Origin of the sequence: Heliophilum fasciatum (assembly GCF_004341395.1) — a bacterium.
GTDB lineage: Bacteria > Bacillota > Desulfitobacteriia > Heliobacteriales > Heliobacteriaceae > Heliophilum > Heliophilum fasciatum.
On sequence record NZ_SLXT01000002.1, the window covers coordinates 24324 to 36316 of the forward strand.

The window sequence follows — 11993 nt, forward strand, 5'->3', positions numbered from 1 at the left end:
ACAAACCCGCTGAAAATCGGATCAGCGGGCTTGCAACGTAGTGTTAGTTGATGGCGGCCTGAACTCGCTCACGGATTGCCTGCAGTTCCGCCTCATCCGGTATATAGTTGACGCGAACTTGTTCCAGCATGTCAAATCCGCAGCTTTTGAGCATATCGTCCACAAGCTGAATGCTTTGTCCGCCCCATCCGTAGGAACCAAAAGCAAGGGCAGTGCGGTTTTTCGGTGCCAACCCTTTGAGATAAGCCAAGAAACCGGCAACCGTCGGCAGCATATTATTGTTCAGCGTCGGCGAACCTACGCAAATGTATTTCGCTTCAATCAGATCGGTCATGATGTCTGAAATATGGTTCGATGTTAAGATGCACATCCGCACTTGAATGTCCTTCTCTTCAAACACACGGGCCAGTGAACGAGCAATCAGATCGGTCGAACCCCACATCGTATCATAAACAATGACCGCTTTGGGCTTGGTAATGTTGGCCGCCCATTTTTTATATTCCTCAATAATTTCACGGACATGGGTACGCCAAATCGCACCATGGCTCGTTGCAATCATATCGATATCCATTTTTTCGACGGCCGCCAAGGCTTTTTGCACTTGCATGCCGTAGGGAAGCACAATATTGGCATAGTATTTGCGCGCTTCTTCGATGACGATGTGTGAGGAAAGCTCATCGTCAAAACGCTCAGAAGAGGCATAATGCTGGCCGAAGGCATCGTTGGAGAAAAGGATTTTATCTTCTGCCAGGTACGTAACCATGCTGTCGGGCCAATGGACCATTTGCGTATGGACAAAATTCAAGGTTTTCTGACCAATCGATAAGCTGTCGCCAGACTTTATCACCTTCACAGGGTAATCTTTCTTGAAGTGTGCTTTTAAGGTTTTCGCGCCATTGACCGATGTGCAAATGGTCGCGTTCGGCGCCAATTCCATCATCCGCGGCACGGAACCCGAATGATCCATCTCAATATGGTTACACACAATATAATCGATTTTAGCCGGATCAACCAGATGGGAAATCCGCTCCAACATCTCATCAGTGAGATAATGTTTTACTGTATCAATCAAGGTAATTTTCTCGTCAATGATCAAATACGCATTATAGGTGGAACCCCGCTGGGTCAAATAGCCATGAAATTCACGGAGATCCCAGTCAATGGCGCCAACCCAATACACGTTGTCCTTCAACTTGATCGGTTTCACGTTGTTTCCTCCTTAATATGGATCAAAAACGCATGCCCTCGGTTATCACGTCTCATTTATTTTGCCGTAATTCCAGTTCTTTGTCAATCAGTAATCATTCCTAATTATTGTTTTCTTATGTATTTACGCTCCAATGGTTCAATTTCTTCAGGCAATACAGAAAAACGCCGACGCAAAAGCGACGACGTTGTCTTAATTGTCGGGACTGAGGACTGACGATCCTTAACGATATTTACGCAAAAAAGCGGGGATATCCAGCTCTTCACGTACAAATTCTTTGGTCTCCGGCATCGTTGGCGGTGCCGATGGCGCAACCGTCTCCATGGTTTGACTTCTTGAACCGGCCGGCGTTGGCAGCGGTTGCTGGCCTACCGTAGGTTGCCCGATTGAAGATTGCCCTATGGCAGGTTGTTGACCACCGCTGAATTGCTGTCCTGCCTGCCCTTCGGCTCGCCCCGCCGGTTGCGAAACAGCCGGTTGTCCGGCCATCGCATCGCTGTTCTTATATCCGGTAGCTACGATCGTTACGGAGACCTTATCGCCGAGCAGCGGATCGATATTGGCACCAAAGATGATGTTCGCTTCCGGATCGGCAATCTGCGTAACAATCTCGGCTGCTTCATTGATATCGATCAAAGACAAGGAGGCCCCCATTGTAAAGTGAATCAATACGCCCGTAGCCCCATCCAGTGTCCGTTCCAGCAAGGGGCTGGAGATCGCTTTTTTCACCGCAGCCATGGCGTGATTGGTACCGGAAGCGCTGCCTACGCCAAGCATCGCAGGCCCTCCGTTATGCATGATCGCGCGCACATCGGCAAAGTCAAGGTTGATCAGGCCAGGTACAGCGATCAAATCGGAAATCCCCTGGACCCCTTGCCGTAATACATCATCGGCATATTGAAAGGCTTCGGTCATCGTCGTACGTTTATCGACAATTCCTAATAAGCGATCATTGGGAATGGTAATCAGCGTATCCACAGCCGACTCCAACTCACGCAAGCCGGCTTGGGCATGACGAGCTCGTGTTCGTCCTTCAAAAGCAAAGGGACAGGTAACAACGCCTACCGTTAATATCCCCATTTCCTTCGCGATGCGGGCGATCACCGGCGCTGCTCCCGTTCCTGTTCCTCCACCTAATCCAGCCGTAACAAAAACCATATCGGCACCGGATACTACTTCTTTGAGGAGCTCACGGCTTTCTTCCGCTGCCAGTCGTCCGTTTTGTGGATTCGCCCCAGCACCAAGGCCTTTGGTCAAGCGTGTGCCGATTTGTACCCGTTGTTCTGCTCTGGAGGTGCTCAGCGCCTGGGCGTCGGTGTTGATCGCAATAAAATCTACGCCTTGAACGCCATGGTCAATCATTCGGTTAAGGGCATTGCCCCCGCCTCCTCCGACACCAAGCACCCGGATGGTAACCATATTCAAGGGGCCATTATCAATTTCAAACAGAGCGACCACACCTCTTCTCCGTACTCGCTATATCAATTTGCTTCTTTAATATCCAAAGCCAGTTTTCACGGAACTTTTATTTCACTGCAAAGATGAATTCAACCTTTTTGTTCTTTTTCCTGCTACCGTGCAATATTTTTCCTTTTTTAATTTATTCAGCTTCCCTCATACGGTCGGAATTAGGCACCTAACTCCGTTAATCCCGTTGCCGGTCAAGAAAACAAGCTAAGCCCTTCGCATTTAGTTCCAGATCAAATTCCAGGGTAGCCAACTCCGGCTGCTCCGGCCCGATACCTTGTTGTTGCAGTTGTTCATAAAAGGCCTGGCGCATAGCCCGGGCAATACTGCTCCAACCTTCCTGACGATCATAATGAACTTGGCCCAGCTGGACATAGGTATCGATCCACTGCAAGTTCTGCTCAATAATCGCTAAGGCACCTTCATGGCGTCCGTAATGGGTAAAGTAGATCACTTCCGGTTGAAGCGCTGCACATCGGGTCAAAGTGGCTTTCAACGCTGCCGGATCAAATTGCGTCGGCGATGAGGTAGGGCAATAAAAACGTGCCCCCAATTGGTTCAGAGCAGGGAAAGTTAAACCGATGGTATCACCACTGAAAATCCCCCGTGATAAATCATCATAAATAGCCACATGATGACGAGCATGGCCGGGCGTGTCTAAGAGCGTTAGGGTTCGTCCGTCCAGGGCCAGCGTCATGCCGTCTTCCGCTAAGATCACTCGTTCCTGCGGTACCGGAACGATCGGGTCAAAAAGTTGTTCAAAAGAGTCGCCGTAGACTTCGCGGGCACTGGCGATCAGTTTGGTCGGATCGATCATGTGCCGGGCACCACGAGGATGAACGACCAACTTGGCATTGGGCAATGCTTGCAGCAACCGACCGGCACCACCGGCATGATCAAGGTGAATATGCGTAACGATCACATATTGCACATCCTGCGGAGCGATGGCCAGTGCCTGTAAAGCCGCCAATGTATTTTCAAAAGCACCGCTCGTTCCGGTTTCGATCAACGTGGGAACGGCCCCGGTAATCACATAGCCTGATGCACATTCCGGTTGTCCGCCATACATCAAATCATATTGCGCCACACCATGATCCCACTGGATCAATCGCGCTTGTTGGTCTGCGCTCATATTTCAACGTCCCTTCTCTTCGGCATTTTTTGCCGATATCCTGCAATTCGAATGATCACAACAAAAAAAGATAAAGAAAACTGCCGGCGCTCATCCGTAAAGAGCCATCCGGCAGTAATCCTACGTATTTTGTAACGTTGTTATTCTTCCAGTGTTGTGAGATCGCCAGGATCTTGTCCCATCTCACGAGCCTTCAGGAGTCGACGAATGATTTTCCCGGAACGGGTTTTGGGCAGTTTCGTCGCAAATTCCAGTTCGGAGATGATCACGATCGGACCCAGTTCCTTCTTCACGTGCTTGATCAATTCTTGCTCCAGTTCCGGCGACGGCTCGAAACCTAACCGCAAGGTGACGAAGGTTTTCAAGACTTCGCCTTTGACCGGATCGGGCTTGCCGATCGCTGCGGCTTCGGCAACGGCCGGGTGCGAAACGAGGGCACTTTCGACTTCCATCGTACCGATACGGTGACCGGCAATGTTCAGGACGTCATCCGCGCGACCCAGAACGGCGATGTAGCCTTCTTCGTCCATGACCGCCATGTCACCAGTTGCATAGCTGCCGGGAATGCGATCCCAGACTTCGGCATAACGGTAAGGATCGTTGAAGATCGTTTTCATCATGTGCGGCAACGGCTTCCGCAAGACGAGCAACCCGCCTTTGTTGGCTTCCATCGGGTTGCCTTCGGCATCAACGACCTCGGCGATAACACCGGGCAACGGACGGCCCACTTTACCGGGTTTAGCCGCCATGATCGGCAACGTACCCAGCGTCGGTCCGGCAATTTCTGTTTGCCACCAGTTGTCCACCAAGAACCCATCATGGGGCGAGATCAGGTGCTCGTAAGCCCAGCGCCATGCTTCGGGGTTCAAGGGTTCGCCGGCGCAGATCATGTAACGCAGGCTGGAGATATTGTATTTTTGCGGCCATTCATTGCCGTATTTCATCAGTAAGCGAATCGCCGTCGGGGCGGTAAACATAACGGAAACATCGTATTTCTCGACGATTTCCCAAGGTTTGCCGGGATCGGGGAAGTCCAGTGCGCCTTCACGGAACACCGTCGTTACGCCGGCAACAAGCGGACCGTAGACGATGTAGGAGTGACCGACGATCCAGCCGATATCAGAAGTACACCAGTACACATCATCGGGTTTGAAGTCCATGAAGGCTTTGGCCATGTAGTAGATACCGACCATATAACCGCCATGAACGTGCACGATACCTTTCGGTTTGGCCGTTGTGCCGGAAGTGTAAAGGATGAACAGCGGATCTTCCGCATCCATGACTTCGGCCGGGCAATCTTTGCTTCCCCGGGCGATGAAGTCTTGGTAGTCCATTTCTTTGCCGGTCAGTTCTGTATTGGTGACCCGGCGCCAGACCACGACGTGCTCCACCGAAGCAGCTTCCAGAACAGCTTCATCAACGATGGGCTTTAAGGGCACGGCTTTACCGCGGCGGAAAGTGACATCGGACGTAAAGACCACTTTGGCTTGCGAATCATCAATCCGCTCACGGAGAGCGCCCGAACCTAAGCCGGCATAGACCACACTGTGGATTGCGCCGATACGGGCGCAAGCAAGCATGACGATGGCGCCTTCGAGCGTCAGCGGCATATAAACGATGACGCGATCGCCTTTGCCAACACCCAGCGATTTTAGCGCGCTGGCAGCGCGGCATACTTCACCATGCAGTTGCCCATAGGTGATCTGCCGTTCCGTGCCGTCTTCGCCTAACCAGATAAAGGCAACTTTATTGCGATTGCCGTTGGTCAGGTGACGATCAAGGGCATTGTATGTAATGTTTACTTGCCCGCCAACAAACCAACGATGATGGGGACACTGCCAGTCTAACGTTTTTTCCCAGGGCTTAAACCACGATAATTCCGAGGCTACTTCACCCCAGAAACCATCGGTGTCAGCAACCGAACGAGCGTAGACTTCGTCATAATTTTTCAAGTTTGCTACATCGGTCACGCGCGCCGGCGGCGGATATGCAGCACTCATTTGAAGTAGATTGTCCAGATTCTGAGTCAATGCTGTCCCTCCTGTAGTTTATTTTGTTGGCTATCGAAAATGATTGTAATGGAAACGGTAATGATTGCGCAAGACAATGGTCGCAAATTTTTTAAATCTCTGGACAAAATGCCTTGTTACCCCATACAATCCTTACGATTGCCGGTAGCCATCGCCGACGACCCGGTTATTCGCAGGATCAATCGCTACCCAGCCCACCTCAGGCAGCCAAAATTCCACCCAAGTGTGGTTACCACCGTACCCGCGCAAGGTTGGATCGGTTACCTCACCGCTGATCAAACGTGCCGGGATTTGGCCTGCACGCAAGATAGCGATGAAAAGATGAGCAAAATCCTGGACCGTTCCTTTTTTCTGCTGCAACATGTCCTCAATCCGTCCCGCCGGGGCGATGACAAAGGCGTAACGTTGGTAGATAAAATCGGCCAAGATGCTGATGGCTTCCCAGCCCCCTGCAGGTAAAGCAAAACGACGGGCCAACAATTGCACTTCCGGTAAAAAAGGGCAATCTTCGGTCTCGGCCAACCACAGGGACTGCTGCTGCTGCAATTCCTCCACCGCCACCGGTGACGGTATCGACGCTGCTAAGCGTTCGCTCATACTTTCCTCTAAGGGTACTCCATGGGCTACCGCATGGGATGCGATCCGACCTGCAGCCGTAGCCGCCCAGAGATCTCTTGGTTTGGTTTCTATTGACGTCATTGTGCTTCCTCCTTTTGCTACTGATCAACAAGGGTGGCAAGAAACCTTCTCTGAGCTACCGCTTGTACGGTATAACCCTATTATAACGGGTTCTCGCACGTGATAAAAGTATAGTTTCAAAAAATTCAAATTAGTCGTTCAAAACAGTGTTTACCCTTTCTCTACATTCTGTCAAAGCCTGCCACGGTGGGCTGGGGCGTAGTTTCGCTTGACAGCGATACAAGCTCGATCGCACAATTGAAGCACAACCACCGATGAAGCACAACTCAAAACAAACAAGGAAGAAACACAATGATTAATATGCATATTCAACTTCACCTGCCCTTCTCTTGGTCCCGGCAAAGCTGGAATACCTGGCGCGTGGCTCGCCGCCACCCCTCTTTTACGCTCACCCGTTTTCTTCAGGGACGGCGTACCGGGCAGTTAACCTTCAGCGGCAGTGACACCGATCTGCAAGCGTTATGCCAACTTTGGCCGCTGTTGAGCAAAGGGCCGGAACCGGCGGTCACGGTCAACGGTGAACCGCTTTCCTTTGCCCAGTTCACCTTAGTGATCGGCTGCCTTCAAGAAGCCCTGCGCGCCGATGATTCCCGGCGTCACTGCAACGGCGGTTACCAGAGCAGCGACGCACCCATTACGGGAACGGAACGATTTCGTCCCGGTTGCCGTTACTTGATTGTGGACATGCTCGACGCCGGCACCAATGGACCTCGGTGGTATCACTGCGGCCACGTTGATGGCAACGGTGTCTTTCACCTGGATCAAGATGCCCTTTTGACACTGCTTCATGAGCAAGCGGAACAGCGCCACTGCCGCCTTTGTCCTCGCCTGGATTGGGACTACATACGAAGCCAGATAAAAAGGCTACCTGCTACCATCGATCCCCGTTACGATCCCACATGGACCTATCGTTTTGCCGGCACGGAAGTGATCGGCATTGAACGGGCCAATCCCAACAGCGAAAACCAGCCCATACCGGATTTTTTCGCAACGAAAACCGAAGCTGCGCAGCCCGGTGCTACCCGTCCTGCCCAAGCTCTACCGTCGCGCAACGGCTGGGACAGTAGTTTCTCTTTTGAACCGGTCGAGCCAACTCAACCGATCAGCTATCTCGATGTGGGTGGGTTAAAATCCGAAGTTCGCCTGATGCGCGAAGCCGTGGAACTGCCCTTTCGTTACCCCGATCTGATCCAAACGCTGGGTATCAAACCACCGAAAGGGGTCTTGCTGTACGGCCCTCCCGGTTGCGGCAAGACGCTGCTCGCGCAGGCTGTTGCCCAAGAAGTAGATGCCCGCTTTTTTTCCGTTAAAGGCCCCGAATTCCTTTCCTCCCTGCACGGTCAAAGCGAACAGCGCTTGCGCGAACTCTTCACCCAAGCCGAAAAAATGGCGCCGAGCATCATCTTCTTTGATGAGATCGACGCATTTGCTTTTGATCGCAACCGCGCAACCTCCTCCTTTGAAGCCACACTCATCGCCCAGTTTCTTTCCCTGATGGACGGTTTCACCCGTCGTTCCCAAGTAGTTGTCATTGCCACGACCAACCGGCTGGACATCCTTGATCCGGCCTTGCTTCGTCCCGGCCGCTTCGACTACCAGATCCGCGTCACCCTCCCCGATCAAGCCGGCCGTGCACAGATCTTACAATTGCATACCCGGCAAATGCCTATCGCCGACGATGTCGATCTCGACGCATTGGCCGCCCAAACCGAAGGGTACAGCGGTGCCGATTTGGCGTTGCTCTGCGCCAAAGCCGGTCTGATCGCCCTCCATGATATCCTCGGTCGTGATATGGACACTTGGCCGGCTACCTTGGATTCGTCCGTTACCGAGCAAATGCAAATCGAAGCTGCCCACTGGGCGGAAGCGTTATCGCAAATTCAACCGTCCACACCGGTGGAATCATAGTGTAATAGAGGTGATGCTCAGAAATCATTGACACGCTTTTATATTTATCCGGCAAAAGGGGGGCCTTGTATGCCAAACCTCCGTTTTACTCCTGACACCATACGCACCACCGTACGGGTAGCACTGCTTTCGGTAGGATTGCTACCGTTGCTGATCTACTTGCTGATCACCAATTCCTCACTATCAAGCAACTTAACCAAGTTAGAGCATAAAGATGCCCTCAATGACATTAGCAATGTCCTGGTGTTGTTAAATAGCGAAGTCGACAGTTTGATGAAAACGGCCAAAGATAACACCACCTGGGATGAAGCGTATACAAAAGTCCGTGACCATGATGTCCGATGGCTGCACGAAAACTTTGCCGAGTGGACACCGGAGAACTTCGATCTCGACCTGGTACTGGTCACCGATCAAAAGACCAATATTCTCGCCAGTTACGGTGAAGCCACCGCTTCAGGCGTGGCCTTACTTCGCCATCCGGCAGTTCAGCAGTTGCTGCAGTCCTTTGGGCCCACACAAATGCGAGGCTACATTCTCTTCGAAGACGAACCGTACCTCGTGGCCATTTTACCGTTTTTAACCTCGGAATCAACGGGCCCACCGCAGGGCTTGCTCCTGCTTGGTAAAAAAATTGACTCCGCTTTTCTTGAGAATATTTCGTCCTCTCTCGGCGTTCCTTTGGCGATCACCTATGACCTGCCCCAAGGGCGCCAACACATCATTTCGAACCCGGAACTGACTACGCCAAACTTACCGGCCTGGATCAAGGAAAACCAAATTACCGAAAGCCCTGATGCCTTATGGGCCACCACGGGCCTGTTGGACATATTTTACCAACCGTTCGGTTCCCTCTCCATTGGTAAATCCCGTACCTTATACAGTTCTACCCTGCAGGTCATCCGCACCAATGCCTTTATCACCTTTTTGGTTTCATTGTTGATCATCCTCGGGCTAAGTTGGTTCTTAGAACGAACCATCGTGAATCCCATCTACCGGTTGGCGAACAAAATTCAAGACCATAGTTCCAACGGCCCCCTGGAGCAGATTGAACAAACCGCTCCGCAAGAGCTTACAACGGTCATCAATGCTTTCAACCAGATGGCCCGGCAAATTCGCATACAGATGGAGCAACAACAAGCAACTGAAAAAGAACTGCTTAACGCCAAAGAACTAGCCGAATCGGCGAATATGGTGAAAAGTGAGTTTTTATCGATCATGAGTCATGAACTCCGGACGCCACTAAATGCCATCACAGGCATGTCCGAATTACTGGAAGAGACTGAGCTTACGGAAGAACAAGCAGAATTTTTGCAGATCATCCAAGGTTCTACCCAAAAACTGACCATGTTGATCACCGACATTCTGACCTACTCCCAACTTGACAGCGGCACTTTTTGTTTATGTCATATTCCCTTTCAACCCGGTCCGTTAGTTCAGCAAGTTGCAGGACCTTTTATCGCCCAAGCCAAGGAGAAAAACACCGAAATCCATCTCGATATGGATCCCCAAAGTAACTTGCTAATTATGGGTGATCCGCTGCAGCTTGAGCAAATTCTCCTTCACCTGCTCGACAACGCTGTCAAATTTACCACCCATGGTCATATTTATATCAAAGTGCAAAGCGTAAATGTAACCGATAAATCCGTTGAACTGCGCTTCTCTGTCACCGATACCGGTGTGGGCATCGAAGCCACCACCTTGGAGCGCATCTTTACACCGTTTATGCAAGGTGACAGTTCCTCAACCCGCCACTACGGCGGTATTGGCATGGGCTTAACCTTGGCCGGTCGTATTGCCAATCTCATGAGCAGCAAGATCGAAGTAGAAAGTGCACTGGGCCAAGGATCCTCCTTTGCTTTTACCGTCACGTTCCCACGCGCCGAAATGGAATAAAAGACAAGTCCCCTCACACCTGCTGTGAAGGGACTTGTTTTTTTGCGGCCGCTTACGCGTTAATTATATGTAGATAAAAATCATTGCCATCACCGCTGTGATCGTCGTCAACAACAGGGAAATGGCAAAAGCCGTCTTGATCACTTGACTTTCAATCCCCAGCGCATCAATCGTCGCTGCTGCATTCTGCAACTTAGCCGGCGAAATCACGCTGGCTAAGCCACCGCCAATCGCCGTAGCTGCCGTAACTAACAAAGCATCGACATGGAGCATTTCTGACGTCAGCAAATGATACTTCGTAAACATGGCAATTGTCGACGCTTCGGAGCCACTGACAAAACCGCCGAAAAGCCCCAGAAAAGCACTGACAAAAGGATAAAAGCTACCAAAGAATGAAGAAGAAGCATTCGCCAATACCCAGATCATATTGGAACTGGGTTCAACCAGCTTCCAGGCACCGCCGACATTCTGCATCCCCGAGTTGTTGATCACAAAGGCAATGGCAAAGAAGATGGCTGCCGCCAGTGTCGGCCGTGGTGCCCGCCGTCCCCATTTGGTCAGCGTCTCGCGCCAAGCCTTTCCTGACGGCCGCAAAATTAATACGGACAGCAAGGTGCTGATCACGACCCAGGTATAGGCGTTCCAGAGCAACCGCGTTTTGATCGGCTGATTAGGGATCACCGTGACCGGCATGGCCATGGCCTTAAACAAAAAGTCATAGATCGGCCCGTAAAAATTCGTCACCATCAACAAGAATACCAAGATCAGCCATGGTGACAGCGCTTTGCCCAGCGACATGTTTCTCTCGACAGCACGGTCTTCATCGGTCAGCAAGTTGGGATCTAAGATCGGTTTCCCCAGCAGTTTCAGATAAAGCAGCATCATCAAAATCGTCGCGGTTCCGGCAATGACACCCGTTAACACCACGCCGGCATTTAGCGCCGGGATCCAAGCGATTGCCAGCGCCATGCCGCCGTTGGTCACACCAGCGAGCACACAAGGAATAAAACCTTCCTTGACCAGCTTCCAGCGCCCCACAATCCAAAGCATCCCAAAGCCGATCATTGTCGAAATGACCGGCAAGAACTTCGCAAAGACTTGTGCCGATTGCACCAGGGGCGTCCCCGTCAAGTCGGCATAGACCACCAGCGGCGCACCGAGCAGGGCAAAGGTACATAAAGCATCAAAACCGATGGCCGGCAAAGCGACGGCCACAAAAGCCGAGTATCCCAACGCCAACAAGATCGGCGGTAAAATCGAAACCGGTGTGGCCCCGATCGAAACCAGCAGTGTCCCGGCACCGACATTGAGTAGCATGATCTGCACCGCTCGATCCGTTGGTGCTAACATTTTGACAAAAACCACAATTCGGCGCAGTGCCCCTGTTGCTTCCATAAAGGAAATTTGGAAAATGGACGCGGCCACCATCAGGGAAACAGGAAACGAAGCAATCGTCCCGGCGAGACTGGCCCGAAGCCCAACTTCCAGGGACGTATGAAAGAAAACTCCCGCTACCAACAGTGTCACCAACCATCCTACAACACCGCTCACATCGGCTGCCCAGTGTCGCCAGGTCATCAGCAACACAATCACGACAATGGGCAATAAGGTCAACAACAACGATCCTACCATAACTACCGTTCTCCTACCTTTCCTC

The 11993-nt window shown here is 51.6% G+C and carries 8 protein-coding genes; 2 read left to right on the plus strand and 6 right to left on the minus strand.

What is annotated here, in order from left to right; all coding sequences use genetic code 11:
• Positions 1-43 precede the first annotated feature (43 nt).
• The 5 genes from EDD73_RS01055 to EDD73_RS01075 form a co-directional block, all read right to left on the minus strand.
• Positions 44-1207: an FprA family A-type flavoprotein gene (locus EDD73_RS01055; RefSeq protein WP_131917839.1), complete on the minus strand. Its 1164-nt coding sequence runs from the start codon at positions 1205-1207 to the stop codon at positions 44-46.
• A gap of 222 nt (positions 1208-1429) precedes the next feature.
• On the minus strand, positions 1430-2656 hold the full coding sequence (ftsZ, locus tag EDD73_RS01060; protein ID WP_406567177.1) for a cell division protein FtsZ: 1227 nt from the start codon (positions 2654-2656) through the stop codon (positions 1430-1432).
• 196 nt (positions 2657-2852) lie between these two features.
• The gene (locus EDD73_RS01065; protein ID WP_131917840.1) at positions 2853-3806 is read right to left on the minus strand and encodes an MBL fold metallo-hydrolase; all 954 of its coding nucleotides are present in this window, start codon (positions 3804-3806) and stop codon (positions 2853-2855) included.
• Positions 3807-3946: 140 nt separating this feature from the next.
• Positions 3947-5836 (minus strand): acetate--CoA ligase, encoded by a 1890-nt coding sequence (gene acs / locus EDD73_RS01070; RefSeq protein ID WP_243116749.1) that lies wholly within the window; start codon positions 5834-5836, stop codon positions 3947-3949.
• Between the two features lie 132 nt (positions 5837-5968).
• Complete coding sequence (locus tag EDD73_RS01075; protein WP_131917841.1) at positions 5969-6535, minus strand: transglutaminase-like domain-containing protein; 567 nt, start codon at positions 6533-6535, stop codon at positions 5969-5971.
• 291 nt (positions 6536-6826) lie between these two features.
• On the opposite strand from EDD73_RS01075, the gene EDD73_RS01080 reads away from it, so the two are divergent.
• Both EDD73_RS01080 and EDD73_RS01085 read left to right on the plus strand, forming a co-directional pair.
• Positions 6827-8443 carry an ATP-binding protein gene (locus EDD73_RS01080; protein ID WP_131917842.1) on the plus strand — a complete coding sequence of 539 codons (1617 nt, stop codon included), beginning with the start codon at positions 6827-6829 and terminating at the stop codon, positions 8441-8443.
• A 69-nt stretch (positions 8444-8512) separates the two neighbouring features.
• Complete coding sequence (locus tag EDD73_RS01085; protein WP_131917843.1) at positions 8513-10336, plus strand: sensor histidine kinase; 1824 nt, start codon at positions 8513-8515, stop codon at positions 10334-10336.
• A 63-nt stretch (positions 10337-10399) separates the two neighbouring features.
• On the opposite strand, the gene EDD73_RS01090 is transcribed toward EDD73_RS01085, so the two are convergent.
• Positions 10400-11968 (minus strand): L-lactate permease, encoded by a 1569-nt coding sequence (locus EDD73_RS01090; protein WP_131917844.1) that lies wholly within the window; start codon positions 11966-11968, stop codon positions 10400-10402.
• Between the last annotated feature and the right edge of the window lie 25 nt (positions 11969-11993).

What these genes read in the sequence shown, in the direction of transcription:
- EDD73_RS01085 (WP_131917843.1), top strand. Translation starts at nt 8,513, where the DNA reads ATGCCAAACCTCCGTTTTACTCCTGACACCATACGCACCACCGTACGG.
- EDD73_RS01065 (WP_131917840.1), bottom strand. Translation starts at nt 3,806, where the DNA reads ATGAGCGCAGACCAACAAGCGCGATTGATCCAGTGGGATCATGGTGTG.
- EDD73_RS01075 (WP_131917841.1), bottom strand. Translation starts at nt 6,535, where the DNA reads ATGACGTCAATAGAAACCAAACCAAGAGATCTCTGGGCGGCTACGGCT.
- EDD73_RS01090 (WP_131917844.1), bottom strand. Translation starts at nt 11,968, where the DNA reads ATGGTAGGATCGTTGTTGTTGACCTTATTGCCCATTGTCGTGATTGTG.
- EDD73_RS01080 (WP_131917842.1), top strand. Translation starts at nt 6,827, where the DNA reads ATGATTAATATGCATATTCAACTTCACCTGCCCTTCTCTTGGTCCCGG.